We start from the raw sequence: 19,564 nt of genomic DNA on the forward strand, positions 1-19,564 counted from the left end.
CAACTGTTTTAGAAAAAGCGTGGTGCTACGATTTTATTGTATTTCGAAAAAAGTTCATAGCGCAAAAATAGTTCATGCGAACCCGAATTGTAATTTATCAATTTGGTCGTCTCCGCGTCGTAACTGTAGCCAATTTGCCAATTATCGTTCACTTGAAAGCCTACTAAACCTGTTACCGCAGCATTCAGCCGATAAGCAGCTCCAAATGTAAACTGTTGGTTGAATAAAAAGTTGGCAGACACATCCACCTGCAATGGAGCACCTTGCACGAATTTGGATAAAAAAGCAGGTTTGAATTGCAACTTACTGCTTAAATCAAAGACTTTTCCTCCAATCAGATACAAGTGCATTTTGTCTTTGGAGGTCGTACTTACATTATCATCGTATCTTTTGGTTTCGAGGAAATTTGGTACAGAAAGTCCGATGTAATTCTTTTTTGAATGCCAGTAGATTCCGACACCAAAATTGGGCGAAAACTGATTATCGATGCTATTCTGATCGTTTAAAACCACATCATTTGGGTCTAAAATGGTCAAGCGGCTGTAATCCACCGTCAACCAATTTGCAGCTGCTTTCAAACCAAAAGATAGATTAGAGTTGACGGAAGTGGGAATACTGTAGGAAACGTCAGCGGCAAACGTATTGTTATTTGATATTCCAATGCGGTCGTTGAGGAGAGAAATACCATACCCTAAATTGGTATTTGAAACCGGTTTATTGATCGAAAACGAATTGGTAACCGGTGCTCCATCCAATCCGACCCACTGTGTACGGTGTAGGAAAAACAAACTTGTTACGCCGCGGGAACCTGCATACGCTGGATTGATCAAAACCGTGTTGTACATGTAGTGCGTGTATTGCGGATCTTGTTGCGCCACAACGCTACTCACGAAAAGGAGTGCTATAATCGAGAAGAAATTAAGACTATTTTTACAGATCATTCGTGCGAAATACGGCTTACGGTTTAAATACGTTGCAATCCTACGATTGTTAAGATCCGAAAATTACAAAAATTAATGCAAAGATGCACGAGCAGCAATTCTATAACTCTTCTATTTGTAAAAAATAGTATTCCCTCGGACTTCCTTTTTGAAAAGAAGTTACTTTTTGAGGCATTCATCCAGGAGGACTATGTTCAAAAGTTGTTGTTTTGTGCATTAATACCGATTTCGATTCGTTTACAAGGCTTCCGATTGGCTGATAATTGACAATAATATTCTATTTTTGCAGTCAATTTAAGATACTATGAGTTTTAATAAGGAAATAGAAAGACGCCGTACATTTGGAATTATTGCCCATCCCGATGCAGGTAAGACCACTTTGACTGAGAAATTACTTTTATTTGGAGGAGCCATTCAGGAAGCGGGCGCGGTTAAAAACAATAAGATAAAAAAAGGAGCTACTTCGGATTTTATGGAGATCGAACGCCAGAGAGGGATTTCTGTGTCGACTTCTGTTTTGGCTTTCAATTATAAAAACAAGAAAATAAACATATTAGATACGCCCGGTCACAAGGATTTTGCCGAAGATACGTTCCGAACGCTTACCGCTGTAGACAGTGTGATTGTGGTGGTGGATGTTGCAAAAGGTGTGGAAGAGCAAACTGAAAAGTTGGTTGCTGTTTGCCGTTTGCGTAATATTCCAATGATTGTTTTCATCAACAAATTAGACCGAGAAGGAAAAGATGCCTTTGATTTAATGGATGAAGTGGAGCAAAAATTGGGTTTAACGGTGACGCCTATGAGTTTTCCAATTGGAATGGGTTACGATTTTAAAGGAATCTATAACATTTGGGAGAAAAACATTAATCTTTTTAGTGGCGACAGTCGTAAGAATATTGAGGAAACCATTGCCTTTTCGGACGTTGAGAATCCGGAACTCGATCGTATTATTGGCGAAAAGCCGGCGACTCGTTTGCGTGAAGAATTGGAATTAATTCGCGAAGTATATCCTGAATTTAATCGGGACGCGTATTTGTCCGGAGCTTTGCAACCGGTATTTTTTGGTTCTGCATTGAACAACTTTGGAGTTCGGGAATTGTTGGATTCTTTTGTTGAAATAGCACCAGCACCTCGACCAAAAGAATCAGAGACTCGCATGGTTGAACCCTCTGAAACGAAGTTGTCCGGATTTATATTTAAAATTCACGCCAACATGGATCCCAAGCACAGGGACCGTTTGGCCTTTTTGAAAATTGTTTCGGGTACTTTTGAGCGTAATAAGCCTTATTATCACGTGCGTCAGAAGAAGAATTTTAAATTCTCAAGTCCGAATGCCTTTTTTGCTGAGAAGAAGGAAATCGTGGACATTTCGTATCCAGGAGATATTGTAGGATTACACGATACCGGAAATTTTAAAATTGGAGACACGTTGACTGAAGGAGAAATCATGAGTTTCAAGGGAATTCCGAGTTTTTCTCCGGAGCATTTTAGGTACATTAACAATGCTGATCCTTTGAAAGCAAAACAACTTGAGAAAGGCATTGACCAGTTGATGGATGAAGGTGTCGCACAATTGTTTACTTTAGAATTGAACAACCGTAAAGTGATTGGAACTGTAGGAGCGCTTCAATATGAGGTAATTCAATATCGATTAGAGCATGAATATGGTGCCAAATGTACGTACGAAAACTTTCCTGTACATAAAGCGTGCTGGGTTAAACCGGACGATGCCAAAAATGATGAGTTCAAAGAATTCAAGCGAATCAAGCAGAAATTTTTGGCAAAAGACAAGTACGGTCAACTCGTATTTTTAGCTGATTCCGATTTCACGATACAAATGACTGTTGCTAAATACCCTTCGGTTAAACTGTATTTCACTTCAGAAAACGATTAAAAACCTGTAATACCAATAGCCTATGTTTTTTTTCAACAAGAAAAAGCCGATTTTAAAAGATTTGATTCCGGACAACCATATTGATTTCCACTCGCATTTGCTTTTTGGACTCGATGACGGGGCAAAGACTTTTGAGGACACTTTAGCTCTTGTGAAAGCAATGCAAGGCTTTGGGATTAAAGAAATGATCACTACGCCTCACGTGATGAATCACGTTTGGAATAACACACATGACATTATTACTTCTAAGCGCGACGAGGTCAATACTTTGTTTAAGCAGCATGGCGTCGACTTTACGATTAAAGCTGCTGCAGAATATCTGATGGATGATTATTTTTTGACATTGATTCACACGGAGCCTTTGCTTGTGTTGAAAGATAATTATGTGTTGGTAGAAATGTCTTATATCAATGCCCCTTTGCAGTTGTACGATATTATTTTTGAATTGCAAGTGGCTGGTTACAAGCCGGTGTTGGCTCATCCCGAAAGGTACAATTTCCTTCACAATAAGTTCGAAGAATACAGTAGGCTAAAAAATGCAGGCTGTTTGTTTCAAATCAATATGTTGTCCACAGTTGGTTATTATGGCGAGTTTGTTGCCCGAGCTGCGGAACAGTTATTGAAGAAAGGGATGATTGATTTTGCAAGTTCTGACATTCATCATGAAAAACATGTGGCATCATTTGATGGCAAAGTTTTATTCAAAGATATTAAGCCGTTAGAGGAGGCTATTGCGAACACTCTTTTCTTTAAGGAATAGGGAGCTGTGTATTGGAATGTACTGGTTTGTACTTCTTTTGGGAACGGGGGTTTTATTTTGATGATGGGGGTTTTGTGTGTGTTGTGCTTGGAGGTTATTACAAGGGGCTTGTTTATGGATTTTAGATTCCTACGGAATGACAAAGATGGTTTCTTACTTAAAAGGGAATGAGTGTTGTGGTTTAGATTGCTGCGGAATGACAAGGTGGTATGGATTGGTTCCTGACTTAAATGGGGATAAAAGGTGTGGTATAGATTCCTACGGAATGACAAAGGTTGTATGTATAGGTTTCTGACTTAAACGGGAATGAGTGTTGTGGTTTAGATTCCTGCGGAATGACAAGGTGGTATGGATTGGTTCCTTACTTAAAAGGGAATGAGTGTTGTGGTTTAGATTGCTGCGGAATGACAAAGGTGGTATGGATTGGTTCCTGACTTAAACGGGGATAGTAGGTGTTGTTTTTGGATTCTTGCGGAATGACAAATGTTTTGCGGTTTGGTTGCTTACTTAAGAGGGTAACTGCTGGGAACAGTTATTGACTACTTTGAATGTATTTCAGCAGGCTTGCTGCGTGAGGCAAGATTTGGTACTACACAAAAAAAAGGGTCTTATGACCCTTTTCTGAAACTGAATATTTCTTTGTACCATGGTAACTTCACCTTTTCTTGTCCATAACCATAGCCGTAACCATAGCCGTAACCGTAGCCATACCCATAACCGTAGCCTTTGTGCGTATCGGTGTCGTTTAGTAAGATTGACATGTTTGGTAATTTCTTTTCTCTGTATAATGCGTCTGGAATTTTCAATAGACGTTTGTCAAGATAATTTGCACGTACCACATATACAAATGCATCTGCGTATTTGGCGATTAATAAGGTATCAGTAACTAAACTTACTGGTGCCGTGTCTACAATAATATAATCATATTCCTTGCGTAATGTTTCAAACATGTCAGAAACTTTACTGTTCATCAACATTTCCGCAGGATTTGGTGGAATGACACCTGCTGAAAACACATCAAATTGTTCATAACCGTCTTGGCTGAAAATGTAGTTGTGCATGTCATCGTCCTTAGCAGTAATGAAATTCGTAATTCCTTTTTTAGGTAAATTCATATATTCATCCAGCTTTGGATTTCTAATATCTAGTCCCATTAAGAGCACTTTCTTGCCTGATAAAGCCATCGTACTTGCCAAGTTCACTGATACAAACGTCTTCCCTTCCTTTGGAAAAGTAGAAGTTAGAAAAATTACTTTTGCTTGGTTTAAAGGAACCTCGCTCAACATAAAATCAATATTTGTTCGAATCATACGCATTGCCTCTGATGAACTAGATCGGCTGTCGGCACCGATGATATCCTGACTTGATTCTGAATGAGGCAGATCACCCAAAAATGGTGCTAATGTTGCACCTTCTATATCGGAACGTGTTTTAATTTTGGTATCAAGTATGTCGTAAATGAATATTATTGAAAAAGGAATTAGTAACCCTACGATTAATGCAGCAATGTAAATGATATTCGGCTTAGGTTCTACCGGTGTAGGGTTGGAATACGCTACATCTATTATTTTTGCATTAGATGCAGTCACATTTAAAAGAATAGCATTCTCTTCTCTTTTTTGGAGCAGATAAAGGTATAACGACTCTTTAACACTTTGCTTTCTACCTATAATTCTTGACTCGCGTTCTTGCGTTGGTATTTGACCAATTTTACCACCTAGAATTTCGGTTTGTCTACGTAAATCGTTTTCACTAATTGCTAATGCTTTTTCCAAATTATTTAACCCTTGCTTGATACTTTGCCTCAACCCAGTAAGTTGCTGGTCCATATTTTGCACCGTAGGATTTGCACCCGTAGCATCGTTCATTAAACGCTTTTTACTTAAAACCATTAAGTTGTACTGCTCGATCAAGCCACTTATACTACCTTCATCAGGTACTAAATTTGCAGGAACCATATCTTGATTGGTAGCTTTGCTCAACATCTTTGAAACATCTTCTACAATACGTTGCTTTGTCAGTATATTTAAATATTCCTTCTGAATCTCTGTAGCTGATCCTAAAAATGCCTGCGATTCTGAAATAATATCAGTTACCTTATTCGATTTTTTAAACGACTCTAAGTTTCCTTCAACCGTATCCAATTCACTTGTGATTGCTGCTAAACGTTTATTTATAAAACGTTCCGTATTTTTTGCAACCTCACTTTTATCATCAATCGCATCTTGGTTGTAGTTTTGGGTCAGACGGTCTAGAAAGTCTTCACCCAATTCTTTAACTGGATCTACAATAGAAATTTTTATCACACTAGATCTTTCGCTTGTCGGTGTAATTGCTAACTTATTGTAATATTTATTTATAACCCACTCTAATGGTGTTAATCGCACTAATACGGAAGCCGTAGCTGTGGAATACTGCTCTTTTAAAACTACCATTTTTGCAAATTCTAATGGAATTGTGGCACCAAACTGGTACGGACCTGTACGCTCTCCACTAGCTGTTTCAAATTCAAACGAACTATCCGATACTGGAATAATTGCAAAGTTGAAGCTTTTAGAACTAAAATCCTCTTTCTTATCAAAAAATTGAACTTTTATAGGGCTCTTATTATATAGCTCGGTTGAGACTACACGGCCGTCCGCATAATAGGATATGTTTAAATTTAAATCCTTGATTGTTTTTGACAGTAAAGCCCTTGAACGTATAATTTCGGCTTCGTTTTCTATATTGATATAGCCTGCGTTCAATCCGGGAATGTCTGCGAATGCACCTAATTCTGATGACATTCCTCCCCTTTTATCTACTTTTATTAATACGGAAGTACTGATCGAATAAATCGGAGTGGTATAACGTAAATATAAAAAAGCTACTGTCAAACAAAGCAATGTAGTTAAAAGAAACCACTTCCAATTTATAAAGTAACGCTCTAATTGTTGCTTTAAATTAAAGTCTTCTTTTACACTGTTTTCTGGTTGGTTCCAATTTTGATCGTTCATTACTTTAATTTTGAGTGTAAATTGAATAAATAGCTAATAATAGCGATAATGATGTTAGAATAATAGAAATATTAGGACCAACTGCTGAACTGTTCATCCTAACTTTATTTGGCTCTACATAGACCATATCGTTTTGTGCTAAATAGTAAAATGGTGAATTGATAAAATCTGCTTTTGTAATGTCTACAAAATTGTAGGTTTTTTTACCGTCCGTCTCTCTAATAACTAAGATGTTGTCTCTTTTACCGTATATCGTTAAGTCACCCGCCATTGCCAATGCTTCCGGTAATGTCACGCGTTCTGTAGTTACAGGAAATGATCCTGGCGCTTTTACTTCACCGGTAACCGACACTTTAAAATTTAAAATTCGCATTGTTACAAAGGGATCTTTGATGTACTCTTTTAACTTCGTTTTGATCATATCCATTGCTTGACTCCTCGTTAAGCCCCCTAGTGTCAATTTTCCCAATACTGGGAAGTCGATCTTCCCTTGGTTGTCCACCAAGTACGACAAATAAATCGGTTGTGCTGCTGTAGCACCTGGCGCAAGACCACTATTTCCAACACCAAATGAGGCTACATTGAAGTTTGCCGTCGCTTCTGCACTGGGTGAAGAAACAATTATCGATAGTAAATCGTCTTGTTTTAAAACCGGATTGTACGTAATGCTGTCCGCGTACGCTGCCTCTTCTATACCTTGGTAATAACGCAATTTGTCTCGTGAGGCACACGAATTTAAAAGCAAGAGCACTATTGTCAGCGCGAGTATTTGTTTAATCATGAGGTTCTTTTTAAAAAAGCAAATATACATATTAACATTTATTTTACAACTTTATTATTTATCGAGCAGTACAAAATCGGAATTCATACTCTTGAATTCTGGCACTATTGTCTTCATTTTGACCACAATTTCATTTATTGTGTAGCATTCCGCTTCCGTTATCAGTTCGTTCACCGCGGTATTTAACGCTACGAAATCCTCCATGTCTTCCTGTGCAATCATAATTTTTTCGTGGTGTGTGGGTAAAGTTGTCGCTGTATCGTTTAACAACTCTTCGTATAACTTCTCGCCAGGACGCAAGCCAACTATCTTTACTTTAATTTCAACTTCGGGTGTAAATCCTGCCAGACGGATCATTTTATGTGCGAGGTCGATGATTTTTACTGGTTTCCCCATGTCAAAAATGTATACTTCTCCCCCATTCCCCATTGCTCCTGCTTCTAACACCAACTGGCATGCTTCTGGAATGGTCATGAAGTACCGAATGATGTCGGGATGCGTTATCGTAATAGGTCCTCCATTTGCGATCTGCTCTGTAAACAGCGGCACCACTGATCCATTGGAACCCAGTACATTTCCGAATCGCGTTGTAATGAATTTTGTTGCCCCACAATCGGTTCCTTGTAGCCTGTATTTGTGGTGTAGTCCCTGCACGTATTTTTCAGCAATGCGCTTGCTCGCCCCCATTACATTGCTCGGATTCACTGCTTTGTCGGTGGACACCATCACAAACGACTCGCATTTGTATTCGCACGCAAGGTCTGCTACATTTTTAGTTCCTTTGACGTTTACAAAAATTGCTTGTGCAGGGTTGCGTTCCATTAACGGCACGTGCTTGTAGGCTGCTGCATGGAAAACTACTTGCGGTCGGTATTCTTTGAATACGTGGTCCATCGCTTCACGGTTTCGCACATCCGAAATGATTGAGACTACCTTTACATTTTTGATTACTTTTTCAATTTCTAACGACAAGTGATGGAGCGGTGTTTCAGCTTGGTCTAGCATCAAAACGGTGTGCGGTTCAAATGCGATGATCTGTCTTACAATTTCACTTCCGATCGATCCCGCAGCCCCCGTAACTAAAATAACCTTTCCATTGAGTTGGTTGGAAATGGACTGATTGTCCAAAACAATTGGCTTTCGCTCCAACAGATCTTGAATTTCAAATGTTTTTACTTTTTTAGCAATGTTTTTTTGATCTTCCCAATCTGATATTAATGGCACGGTGAACACTTTGTAGTTGAATTCAAGGCATTCATCCACAATCGTCAACTTCTCTTCCTTTGTCAAATTTTTGTCTGCGATGATCAGCACTTCAGCCTCTACGGACCGCATTAATACGGGCACTCGTTTCCGCAAGTTGATGATGGGCAAATTTAAAATACGTTTGGCGGTGTTGTGTTTGTTTTTATCTACAAAACCGACGACTTTAAACCTTCTGGGGCGTTCTGCTATTAATGCGTTTGCTACTGCAATGGCATTTTCATCCGAACCGTAAATTAAACCGCGCATCAAATCTTCCTTATTGGATTCGGACAAATATTTTTCAAAGGTTTGTTTGACCAAAATACGGTATACAAATAAGGTTGCAAATGAAATCACGAAATTAATGAGCAATCCCGTATTCATAAATATTTTCGCTCCGAGCACATACATTGCGCTGTAATTGATCAAGATCAATACTGCTAATGTCGAGAACGTAGCAAAACCCAATTTGATTGCATCGATAAACGACGAATGCCTGATGATTCCGGAGTAGGTCCTGTAGATCCAAAAAAATATCAGATTGAGCACTAGGTATCCCGGTACCACATACATAACGTATTCTACCGAGAACAAGTCTAATCCCATACTCCACAACATGACAAACACTAGTATTGCACTCCCTATTACCACTGCGGAGTCCATAAAAAGCACAATCCATCGCGGCAAATAGCCTAGATTTTTTAAATTACCGGCGGACTTCAAGCGGTCGCTTAAATTTGACATTCGGTAATTGAATTGATTCTGGTTTAATTTTGGCACAGTTGCTTTGTTTTCCTATTCTTACAAAAATACATTATATTTCATTTTTATTCGTTCAAACGCCTCAAATTGGACGCTTTTCTCTTGAAACTATTTAAAAAATTGATGAACGTGCTCCGCGATGTGCTTGCGGTCGCTGTCGTTTAAATTTGACCCTGAAGGCAGACACAATCCCGTTTCGAATAAGTCCTTTGCTACAGTCCTCCCGTAATACGGGAATTCCGCAAAAACCGGTTGCAAATGCATCGGCTTCCACAGAGGTCTGCTCTCAATGTTGACTTGCTCTAAATGCAATCGTAAACCTTCCGCCGTCTTGCCGTTTGCTTCTTCTGCGTTTATTGTAATTGCCGAAAGCCAATGGTTTGAGAAATAGTCGCCACTGGATTCTTTGAACACGGTCACGCCTGGAATTTCAGCAAATAAATTGATGTAAAAATCGTGCATGTTTCTGCGGTATCCGATGTGCTTGTCTAGCACTTCCATTTGTCCACGGCCAATCCCTGCGCAAATGTTGCTCATTCTATAATTGTACCCTATTTCTGAATGTTGGTAATGTGGTGCAGCATCCCTAGCTTGCGTCGACAGAAAAACTGCCCTGTCTTTCACTTCCTGCGTGTGTGCCACTAAAGCGCCTCCACCCGAGGTTGTAATTATTTTATTTCCATTGAATGACAAAGCCGCTATCGCTCCAAAAGTTCCGCATTTTTTTCCTTTATATGTACTTCCCAAAGCTTCCGCGCTGTCTTCTAAAATTGGAATATTGTATTTATTTGCAACTGCATGCACTTCGTCTACTTGATACGGCATCCCATACAAATGCACTGCTATGATTGCTTTCGGTTTTATCCCTTTAGCAATGCGGTCCGTAATTGCTTCTTCCAACGCGATTGGACATAAATTCCAGGTTGTTTCTTCACTGTCTACAAAAACGGGTATTGCTCCCAAATATCGGATTGGATTGGCAGACGCCGAGAACGTCATGGTTTGGCATATCACCTCATCCCCTGCTTGCACTCCTAGAAGCACCAATCCTAAATGCAACGCAGCGGTTCCGGAACTCAAGGCTCCAACATGTACCTCTTCCCCAAGGTAGACTTTTAAATCCTCTTCAAATCCATTAACATTAGGTCCCAATGGCGCAACCCAATTGGCGTCAAACGCCTGTTGTACAAACTTTTGCTCTGCACCTCCCATGTGTGGGGAAGACAACCATATTTTATCTCGCATGATGAATTTGAATTAGCTGCAAATGTACAATTTTTAGATTTATATTTTAAGTTTTTTTTATGAGAGTTGGGGGAGGTGGTTAGTGGGCAGTGGTCCGTATAGTGGGATGGATTTGGGAGGAAGTAATCCTTGGATTGTGTACACTCCTTTCCTTTAGTTTTACTTCTTAATTGGTGCCACTTATAATTTGATATAAAAGATCAATTATTTTTTAAAAGTGTATGAAATGTTGTTAAGTCTTAGACTTTCGCAGAGCGGAATTACTGTAAGTGATAGGCAATGCGGCGAAGTCGGAGACGTTCGCAGAGCGGGGTTGAGAAGTGGTCAGTGGTCCGTTTAGAGGGATGGATTTGGAAGGGAGTTTTAGGAAATGGGAAGTAGGGAAATGCATTATATAAATTGGGAGTGACAAGCGGGAAGAGGAAAAATGAAAGATGTAGCACGGAAACTGGAAGATGGAAGATGGAAGTAGGAATTTCGTTGTGCTTGCTGATTTTTGAACGGGTTTTTGGGTGGCGGGGTTGTGCTTTCGTACTTTTTACTACTATCCCAATGGGGGTTTATCCGAGGATTAGGGGCTCGACTTCTTGCTTTGACAATCCGGTGTATGTGCAAAATTCTTCAATTGAAAGCAACTGACTGCTGCTTCGATTGAGGCTTTTTTTGATTTCCGAGAAAATCCTGACACTTTGTCTGTAGCTTTTGCCTGTAACCGTTTGAATGTCCTTCGGATAAATGCAGATCCTTTTGTGCTGGTTTTTCATACACTACTCATACACTATCTATACACTATCTATACACTATCCCTACTTGTGGCTTCTACCTGATTTCATTGTAAATGGTCATTTCAACTTTAATAACACAAACAAATTCAAAACAAATTCAACGGCAAATTCAACGGCAAATTCAAGGGTAAATCACGATCAACCTCAATTTCAATTGCACGGGCAATTATTATCGTAATGCACTACTCATTTAAATCATTAGATCGTTTCGTTGCCTTGTACGATTGTATTGTTTGTTACCGATTTATGGTTTTGGCTTCGCCTACTGCCATGGAATGCATTTAGTGGATACTTTGCTCCCAACTTTAGGCTCAGGATAGGTGCAAGTTAATAAAAACGCACTTAAAAAGGCAGGACATTCGTGTCGATTTTTGCCACTTATGTCGCTTTGTGCCATCTGGTACTGCCACTGTTAGGAACTGATCTTAAAACCTTTAATCTTTGTATCACTCAATCGGAGGAAAGTTGCAACGAACGTATGATTGAACGGATTTTAAATGAGTTTTTTAATTTTAAATTTTAGAAATTATGGCAAAGCAAAGAGGCATAATCAAGTTGAGAGGGACTATCGGAGATATTACCTTCTACAAAACGAAAGACGGGCATTTGGCTCGTGAAAAGGGAGGCGTTGACGCGAAGCGCATGGCTACAGATCCTGCTTTTCAGCGCACTCGGGAGAATGGTTCTGAATTTGGACGTGCGGGAATTTCTGGCAAGTTACTGCGAACTGCCTTTCGCAGTATTTTAATGAACGCGAGTGACGGCCGCATGACGTCACGACTGACACAGCAGATGATGAAGGTTATTAAAGCAGACGCTACTAGTGTCCGTGGTCTTCGAAACGTCATCGATGGCGAGGCCGAACTGCTCGTTGGTTTCGAATTTAACATTCGCTCTTCCTTGAGCAGCACGTTCTTCGCACCAATCGACGCCTCAATTGATCGCGGAACCGGAGCATTGACGGTCGCTATTCCGCCTTTTAGTCCGTTGAGTATGATTTCCGCTCCTAGTGGTTCTACTCATTACAAAATTATCTCTGCAGGGGCAGTGGTCGATTTCGTCGCTGGTACTTTTACGCTGGCCACTTCTGAAACTGCACCTCTTCCTTGGAACATGGTTGAAACCGCTGTACTTACTCAAGTGAATGCGTTGCCTGTAGCTACCACTGCTCCTCTGTTTTTAATCCTGGGGATTGAATTCTATCAAGAAGTCAACAGCATCTTCTACCCTCTTAACAATGGTGCTTTTAACGCATTTACGATTTTGAAAGTTGATGGTGGTGTTTAATATTTCAGCTGTTTAACGATGCTCTTATTTTTAAACAGAACTTATTTCCCCGACGGAACCAACGGTCAGCTTCATGCGGATGGCACATTTATTTGCTACACCATTGAGTTGCCCTGGAAGGAAAACGAAGCCCGCATTTCGTGCATACCCGAGGGGATTTATTTTATTCGCAAGCGTTACAGTTGTAAATTTCAATGGCATCTTGAAGTCGTTGCAGTTTATAACCGGCAGTTGATTTTATTTCACCCCGCCAATGACGCTTTAACTGAGTTGCAAGGATGTATTGCACCGGTTTGCCAATTGTCCGGTCCTGGTTTAGGACTGATGTCGCGCTCTGCTTTCAGTAAACTGAAAACAGTTGTTTATGCCGCCTTAGAACGGAATGAACAGGTTGAATTACGTATCACTTCTACATTATAAATTATGAAAAAAATAGTAAAAAGAGCTGCTGCTCCTACTCCGAAATTTTTTAAAGTACTTCGTACTATTGGTTTAACGCTTGCAGCCGCAGGCGCTACTGTACTCACCTCCCCTATCTTACTGCCTGCCGCAGTATTGAGTTTAGGCGGTTACTTGGCTGTTGCCGGAGGCGTTATCACGGCGGTGAGCCAACTCAGTGTCCGCAATGACTCCGAATAATACCACCCTCAGCGGAACGGCAGGTGGCACTTTCTTGAGTATCGGTCCTAACCTCAACTCAGACGACTTCTTACGCACTGTTATTTTAGCTGTAATCGGAGCCCTCGTTAGCTTTGTGGTTTCGGTATTACTAAAATGGCTTTTGGCTCGTCGCAAAAATTAAATTTTTATCTTTAACTTTTTTAAGTCAGGTCCTCGGATCTGGCTTTTTTTTTTGCTTCTGTACGCATTTGTACCTCATTTTTAAGGTCGAGTTGTCCATTGTTACTATATTGCAATACATGCGATGTGGTCTGCCTTGCTGTCGTAGTGTGGTTACCTCCTACTTCCAAATGCTACTAAAAAAGCTGTTTTTACTGTTTTTGTCTATCGAATTGTTTTAAAAGCTGCGAAATTGGAGCTGTTGCAGGGCGGTGCGTTATTTGATGGTGATTGAGGTGTTGCGAAGTTGGTGGTTCGCTACGAGGTCTGGGGAAGTGCTTTTTTAGTGTAGTGACAGCTAAATGACCTAAAAAAAGTCACAGCTGGAATAGTTAAAAATTTTTTCTGTATTTTTGAAACGGTTTTTAACTATAAGACCGGTTCCTGCTGTGTACTTTATATTTTGCATAGCGTAGGGCAACCTAACCAACATAAACAGTACTAATGATGCACGACCTTTTACTAGCTGATGACGATTGTGACGACTGTCTTTTTTTTCAAGAGGCTTTAGATGAGTTACCTATGGATTGCATACTCACAACTGTAAATGATGGTGTAGCACTAATGGCGTATCTGACTCAATCTACTTCGAGATTACCTAAAGCTCTTTTTCTGGATTTAAATATGCCTTTAAAATCAGGTTTTGAATGTTTATCCGAAATTAGATCAATCGAACATCTTAAGCAGTTGCCTGTAATTATTTTTTCAACGTCTTTTGATACTGAAGTCATTCACTCTTTGTACGCAAATGGTGCTAGTTATTACATCCGGAAACCAGGGGAATTTGATTCTTTAAAGTATGTCATTGAGGAGGCGATTCGCCGTGTGGACGTTTCTAATTTTACTCAACCGGCTCGAAATCATTTTATCATTCAACCTTAACTCTTAACGGATACTTATGCCGAATACCAATACTTATTTTTTGCAAGGTGGTGGCGAAATGGGTGCATTGATCAGAGCAAAAGATTGGAGTACTACTCCATTGGGCGTTCCTGAAAACTGGCCTCGAACCTTACGCACCATGGTATCCGTGATGCTTAACGCTCCCTTGGGAATGTACATTGCCTGGGGAAAAGAACACACACAAATCTATAATGATGGGTACCGCCCCCTTTTAGGCACCACCACACATTCTGAACATTTGGGTACAGGTGCTGCACCTTCATTATACGATATTGGGAATAGCATCGAGTCACTTTTTGATGGTATTATGAACGGTGGACCTGCTGGTTTTCAAAATTTAATTCTTCCAATCAACAGAAATGGCACTTTAGAAGCTAGTTATTTTGAAATTGCTTATAGTCCGATTCCATTGGAAAATGGCGCAGTGGGTGGCGTTTTAATTACTGTAATTGAAACTACAAGTAAGAAGGAAGTCGCCGACCAACTCAAAGCCAGTGAAGAACGCTTTAAAACCTTGGCCGATAATATTCCAAATTTGGCATGGATGACCACAAAAGAGGGCGCTCTGTATTGGTACAACCAGAAATGGTATGATTATACCGGAACAACTCCCGACAAGGTTATGGGATGGGATTGGCAACAAGTCATCCATCCTGATTATCTTCCTATCGTACTAAAAGAGTGGAAAGCGGCCTTATCATCAGGCACTTCTTTTGAACTCATCTATCCTTTATTAGGAGCCAATGGCCAATACAGATCCTTTCTTTCGCGTGCTTTACCTGTAAAAAATGAGGAAGGAGCCGTTATCGGATGGTTTGGTTCCAATACCGACATGACCCTCCAAAAAGAAACGGAGGAAGCACTGTCTGATAGCAAGATGGAATTAGAATTTGCCATTGAAGCGGCTCAATTGGGTACATTTGATTTTAACCCCTTTACCAACGCCTTTTCGGCAAATAACAGGTTGAAAAAGTGGTTTGGACTGTCCGAGAATGAAGGTATTGATTTATCAAATGCCCTTGATATTATCGTAGAGAGTGACAAGTCAAAAGTGGCACACGCTATTACAACTGCACTTGATTTCTCCTCTGGCGGCCAGTATGATATTGAATATAGGATTATCAATCCGATCTCGAAAGAAGAAATTTCTTTGCACGCTAAGGGCAAAGCGTGGTTTACTTCCGATAAAGTGGCTTACCGTTTTAACGGAACTTTAGAGGATGTCACTGCCCAAACAAACGCACGAAGACTTACTGCATTGAATGCGGAACTGACCAAAAATATGGTTTTGGAAGCCCCGATCGGCATTTGTGTGATCAATGCTTCAACACTACGCACCGAGAATGTAAACGACCGTTTTCTTGAAATTGTAGGCAAAACCTATGATGAAATTTATGGGAACTACTATTGGGATACTTTTGGACAAACTAAGATTATTTATGAGAAAGAACTTCAAAAAGTCATTGAAACGGAACTCCCTTTTCACCTTAATGAAGTAGAAGTTTTATTGCACCGGCATGGAACACTAGAGCCTCTGTTCATCACTTTTGTCTATGCTCCTTTAAAAAATGAGGAAGGAACGGTGGTAAAAGTAGCCGTTTGGGTGATCGATCATACCCAACAGGTGCTTGCTCGAAATAAAATTACAGAAAGCGAGGAGAATTTAAAACTTATGATTTTACAGGCTCCCATTTCTATTTCTATTTTGCGTGGTGCGGCTTATAGGGTTGAAATTGCCAACAAAAATGTATTGGCCCTTTGGGGTCGAACAGAAGAAGAGGTACTTCATAAATCCATTTTTGAGTCCATGCCTGAGTTGCAGACGCAAGGGATAAAAGAATTGTTAGATGAAGTGGTCGCTACTGGCACGCGTTTTTCTACCAATGAACTTGCGATAGCCTTTATTAAAAATGGCGTTTCGGAAACCGTTTATGTCAACTTTTCTTATGAACCCTTGTATGATGCGAAGGACAAAATTACAGGGATCATGGTCATCGGATTTGACGTTAGTGCCCAAGTATATGCCCGACAAAAAGCCGAAGAAAGCGAAGAAAGCATTCGTGCCTTAGTGGAAAGCGCCCCTTTTCCAATTGGCGTGTATAAAGGCAAGGAGATGGAAATAACTTTGGCCAATCAATCCATTATGGATGCGTGGGGCAAGGGAAATGAAGTGGTGGGCAAACGCTATACGGACGTCTTACCGGAATTAAAAGAACAAAAGATTTTTAAGCAAATTCAGGACGTTTTTCGCACCGGCATACCCTTTCATGCGATCAACCAACGGGTGGATCTCGAACACAATTCGATTTTAAAATCCCATTATTTCAACTATAGTTTCACCCCTTTGTTTGATGCAGCAGGCGCCATCTACGGCGTAATGAATACTGCAGCTGATATTACCGAATTGCATCAAGCGCAACAAAAAATAGAAGAAAGTGAGAAGCGATTTCGCAACTCAGTATATCAAGCCCCACTTGGCATCGCCATTTTCCGAGGAACGGATTTTATCACTGAAATTGCCAACAATAACTATCTTGCTTTAGTGGATAAAACGACCGAAACGCTAATTGGTATTCCCCTTTTTGAAGCCTTACCCGAGGTCAAAGATTTGGTGGAACCTCTTTTCAATGCTATCCTAAAAACAGGAGAACCCTTTCACTCAAATGAATTGCCTGCTAATTTAAAACGAAACGGAAAAGTCGAGCTTACCTATTTCAACCTCGTTTATCACCCGTTATTTGAAGAAAACGGTACAATTTCCGGAATTATGGTGGTGGCTACAGAAGTAACCAACACGGTAAAAGCAAAACATTTATTACAACAAAGTGAAGCCCATTTTCGCAATATGGTGATGCAATCGCCCATCCCGATGACTATTTTAAGGGGAACGGATTACATTATTGAATCTGCTAACAACGTAATGTTGCACGACATTTGGCGCAAAAAGCGAGAAGACGTCATTGGACGTCCTATTCTGGAGCTCTTTCCAGAATTAAAAGAACAAAAGTATGCTGCCTTGCTCCACTCTGTTTATAATTCGGGTACCACACATAGTGAGAAAGAATCGTTAGCCCTCATAGCAGCTGAAGACGGAACCAAAGAATTTTACTTGGATTTTGAGTATGCACCCTTGTTTGAAACTGATGGGATTATTAGTGGCATCATGATCACGGTCAACGATGTTACCGACAAAGTTACCGCACGTAAAAAAGTTGAAAACACGGAAGAACGTCTGCGACTGGCCACCGAAGCAACGGGAATTGCCACTTGGGATTTGGATTTAGTGCATCAAACCATCATCCACTCGCCAAGCCTTGCAGAGTTGTTTGGATACGATGCATCAGCGGTATTGTGCCATAAAATAATCAGCGCTCAAGTGCATCCTGAAGATTTGCCCCTTGTACTCAATGCCAGAAAATCAGCCAAAGAAAAAGGAATTTACAGCTACGAAGCCCGAATCATAAAAACAGACGGAAGCATTATATGGATCAGAACGCAGGGGAAAGTATATTTTAATGCCGAAAATGAACCCTATAAAATAATTGGAACGTCTAGAGACATCAATGACGAAAGGAATTTCCAGCACGTTTTAATGGAAAGCGAAGCCAAATTTAGGTTGTTGGCCGATTCCATACCGCAACATATCTGGACCGCAGATCCTCAAGGAAATATTATCTATTTCAATCAATTTGTTTTTGCCTATTCTGGTTTGACTTTAGAAGCGCTGCTACAAGACGGATGGATGCAAATTGTACACCCAGATGATCGTGTTGAAAATGAAACGCTTTGGCTTGCATCCATTGCAACCGGAAAAGACTTTTTATACGAACACCGTTTTAGAAGAAAAGACGGGACGTACCGTTGGCAGTTGAGTCGAGCAGTTCCACAACGGGATGAAAGTGGTACAATTACCCGATGGGTGGGAACCAGTACAGATGTTCAAGATCAAAAAATGTTTACCTATGAACTTGAAAAACAGGTCACAGAACGAACAAGCGAAATCAATCAGAAAAACAATGCTCTAGAAAAAATGAACAAGGAGCTGCAATCCTTTGCCTATATATCAAGCCACGATTTGCAAGAACCATTGCGTAAAATTCAGATTTTTGCCTCTCAAATTAAATCTAAGGAAGCTGCTAACTTGTCTGTCAGCGGGTTTGAGAAATTTGAAAGAATACAAAATGCAGCACATCGCATGCAGACCTTGATCCAAGATTTATTGGTTTATTCGCGTTCTAGCTTTCAAGAACGAATTTTAGAACACACAACTCTTGACGCAATAATTTCAGAAGTACGTGAAGATTTAAGCGAAGAAATCATTCTAAAACAGGCCACCTTACAAGTAGTTCATTCGTGTGAACTGCACGTAATTACCTTACAGTTTAGGCAAGTTATTTTCAATTTGATCAGCAACTCCTTGAAATTTACAAGAGAAAAAGTGCTTCCAATAATCATTGTGAACGCTGAAGTAGGCAACGGCTCCGATTTTGACCACCAAATTTTAGCGCCAGACCAACGGTATTGTCGAATTTCCATCAAGGACAACGGCATCGGTTTTTCCCAAGACTACAAGGAGAAAATATTTGAAGTATTTCAACGCCTGCATGCCAAAGAACAATTTGCCGGAACCGGAATCGGTCTTGCAATCGTCAAAAAAATCATCGACAATCACAAGGGCTTCATCACCGCATCCGGCGTACCTGATCAGGGTGCCCTTTTTGATATTTATATCCCAGCCTAAATGGATTGCACCTACTCATTGGCAGCCCCTTCATCGCACTTTTGAAAAAAAGTTGACGTGGCTTGAAAAAGTGATTCGCTCTGCGAATGTCTGTGACTTCGCAGCATTTGTTCTTACATAAAAAATAATTTTCATTATTTACAATCATCGCGTTACTGCTCTGCGAATGTCTGTGACTTCGCAGCACTTGATACACTTTTGAAAATAATTTGTCTTTTATTCTAAATTATATGTTGAGGTAAATCGTAATAGACTCCTGCGGAGTGACAAAGAAGTAGTACATCTCCGCTCTGCGAATGTCTGTGACTTCGCAGCGTTGTATTTGACTTACGGTATTGTCTGTTTTATCGAGCACTGTAAAAATAGCTTTCTTTTTTTAATGTT

Annotated in this window: 12 protein-coding genes; 7 read left to right on the top strand and 5 right to left on the bottom strand. The window is 40.2% G+C overall.

Features of this window, described 5'->3' with window-relative positions:
- Positions 1-8 precede the first annotated feature (8 nt).
- A complete protein-coding gene (locus tag H602_RS0112600) occupies positions 9-941 on the bottom strand; it encodes a PorP/SprF family type IX secretion system membrane protein (protein WP_051224489.1) in 933 nt (310 codons plus the stop codon).
- A 304-nt stretch (positions 942-1,245) separates the two neighbouring features.
- Between H602_RS0112600 and H602_RS0112605 the strand changes: the two genes are divergently transcribed.
- The gene (locus H602_RS0112605; protein WP_026978321.1) at positions 1,246-2,835 is read left to right on the top strand and encodes a peptide chain release factor 3; all 1,590 of its coding nucleotides are present in this window, start codon (positions 1,246-1,248) and stop codon (positions 2,833-2,835) included.
- A 22-nt stretch (positions 2,836-2,857) separates the two neighbouring features.
- Positions 2,858-3,595, top strand: coding sequence for a tyrosine-protein phosphatase (locus H602_RS0112610; RefSeq protein ID WP_026978322.1), 738 nt, complete (start codon positions 2,858-2,860; stop codon positions 3,593-3,595).
- A gap of 608 nt (positions 3,596-4,203) precedes the next feature.
- Here the strand turns inward: H602_RS0112610 and H602_RS0112615 are convergent.
- The 4 genes from H602_RS0112615 to H602_RS0112630 all read right to left on the bottom strand — a co-directional run bounded on the left by H602_RS0112615 (position 4,204) and on the right by H602_RS0112630 (position 10,624).
- Positions 4,204-6,591 carry a GumC family protein gene (locus H602_RS0112615; RefSeq protein WP_026978323.1) on the bottom strand — a complete coding sequence of 796 codons (2,388 nt, stop codon included), beginning with the start codon at positions 6,589-6,591 and terminating at the stop codon, positions 4,204-4,206.
- Between the two features lie 4 nt (positions 6,592-6,595).
- On the bottom strand, positions 6,596-7,372 hold the full coding sequence (locus H602_RS0112620; protein WP_051224492.1) for a polysaccharide biosynthesis/export family protein: 777 nt from the start codon (positions 7,370-7,372) through the stop codon (positions 6,596-6,598).
- A gap of 54 nt (positions 7,373-7,426) precedes the next feature.
- Complete coding sequence (locus tag H602_RS0112625) at positions 7,427-9,361, bottom strand: polysaccharide biosynthesis protein (protein ID WP_157505057.1); 1,935 nt, start codon at positions 9,359-9,361, stop codon at positions 7,427-7,429.
- A gap of 126 nt (positions 9,362-9,487) precedes the next feature.
- Positions 9,488-10,624 carry a DegT/DnrJ/EryC1/StrS family aminotransferase gene (locus H602_RS0112630; protein WP_026978326.1) on the bottom strand — a complete coding sequence of 379 codons (1,137 nt, stop codon included), beginning with the start codon at positions 10,622-10,624 and terminating at the stop codon, positions 9,488-9,490.
- Positions 10,625-11,937: 1,313 nt separating this feature from the next.
- Here H602_RS0112630 and H602_RS0112635 point away from each other — a divergent pair.
- From H602_RS0112635 to H602_RS19420, 5 genes are all read left to right on the top strand, one after another.
- Positions 11,938-12,696, top strand: coding sequence for a diacylglycerol kinase catalytic domain-containing protein (locus H602_RS0112635; protein ID WP_026978327.1), 759 nt, complete (start codon positions 11,938-11,940; stop codon positions 12,694-12,696).
- Between the two features lie 18 nt (positions 12,697-12,714).
- Positions 12,715-13,116, top strand: coding sequence for a DUF5675 family protein (locus H602_RS0112640; RefSeq protein ID WP_026978328.1), 402 nt, complete (start codon positions 12,715-12,717; stop codon positions 13,114-13,116).
- A 3-nt stretch (positions 13,117-13,119) separates the two neighbouring features.
- Positions 13,120-13,335, top strand: coding sequence for a hypothetical protein (locus H602_RS0112645; protein WP_026978329.1), 216 nt, complete (start codon positions 13,120-13,122; stop codon positions 13,333-13,335).
- 645 nt (positions 13,336-13,980) lie between these two features.
- Positions 13,981-14,418: a response regulator gene (locus tag H602_RS0112650; RefSeq protein WP_026978330.1), complete on the top strand. Its 438-nt coding sequence runs from the start codon at positions 13,981-13,983 to the stop codon at positions 14,416-14,418.
- A 16-nt stretch (positions 14,419-14,434) separates the two neighbouring features.
- Positions 14,435-19,180 carry a PAS domain S-box protein gene (locus H602_RS19420; protein ID WP_051224495.1) on the top strand — a complete coding sequence of 1,582 codons (4,746 nt, stop codon included), beginning with the start codon at positions 14,435-14,437 and terminating at the stop codon, positions 19,178-19,180.
- Positions 19,181-19,564: the final 384 nt, after the last annotated feature.

Origin of the sequence: Flavobacterium tegetincola DSM 22377, assembly GCF_000425485.1 — a bacterium.
Taxonomy (GTDB): domain Bacteria; phylum Bacteroidota; class Bacteroidia; order Flavobacteriales; family Flavobacteriaceae; genus Flavobacterium; species Flavobacterium tegetincola.

What these genes read in the sequence shown, in the direction of transcription:
- H602_RS0112640 (WP_026978328.1), top strand. Translation starts at nt 12,715, where the DNA reads ATGCTCTTATTTTTAAACAGAACTTATTTCCCCGACGGAACCAACGGT.
- H602_RS0112645 (WP_026978329.1), top strand. Translation starts at nt 13,120, where the DNA reads ATGAAAAAAATAGTAAAAAGAGCTGCTGCTCCTACTCCGAAATTTTTT.
- H602_RS0112615 (WP_026978323.1), bottom strand. Translation starts at nt 6,591, where the DNA reads ATGAACGATCAAAATTGGAACCAACCAGAAAACAGTGTAAAAGAAGAC.
- H602_RS19420 (WP_051224495.1), top strand. Translation starts at nt 14,435, where the DNA reads ATGCCGAATACCAATACTTATTTTTTGCAAGGTGGTGGCGAAATGGGT.
- H602_RS0112650 (WP_026978330.1), top strand. Translation starts at nt 13,981, where the DNA reads ATGATGCACGACCTTTTACTAGCTGATGACGATTGTGACGACTGTCTT.
- H602_RS0112610 (WP_026978322.1), top strand. Translation starts at nt 2,858, where the DNA reads ATGTTTTTTTTCAACAAGAAAAAGCCGATTTTAAAAGATTTGATTCCG.
- H602_RS0112625 (WP_157505057.1), bottom strand. Translation starts at nt 9,361, where the DNA reads ATGTCAAATTTAAGCGACCGCTTGAAGTCCGCCGGTAATTTAAAAAAT.
- H602_RS0112630 (WP_026978326.1), bottom strand. Translation starts at nt 10,624, where the DNA reads ATGCGAGATAAAATATGGTTGTCTTCCCCACACATGGGAGGTGCAGAG.
- H602_RS0112605 (WP_026978321.1), top strand. Translation starts at nt 1,246, where the DNA reads ATGAGTTTTAATAAGGAAATAGAAAGACGCCGTACATTTGGAATTATT.
- H602_RS0112635 (WP_026978327.1), top strand. Translation starts at nt 11,938, where the DNA reads ATGGCAAAGCAAAGAGGCATAATCAAGTTGAGAGGGACTATCGGAGAT.
- H602_RS0112600 (WP_051224489.1), bottom strand. Translation starts at nt 941, where the DNA reads ATGATCTGTAAAAATAGTCTTAATTTCTTCTCGATTATAGCACTCCTT.
- H602_RS0112620 (WP_051224492.1), bottom strand. Translation starts at nt 7,372, where the DNA reads ATGATTAAACAAATACTCGCGCTGACAATAGTGCTCTTGCTTTTAAAT.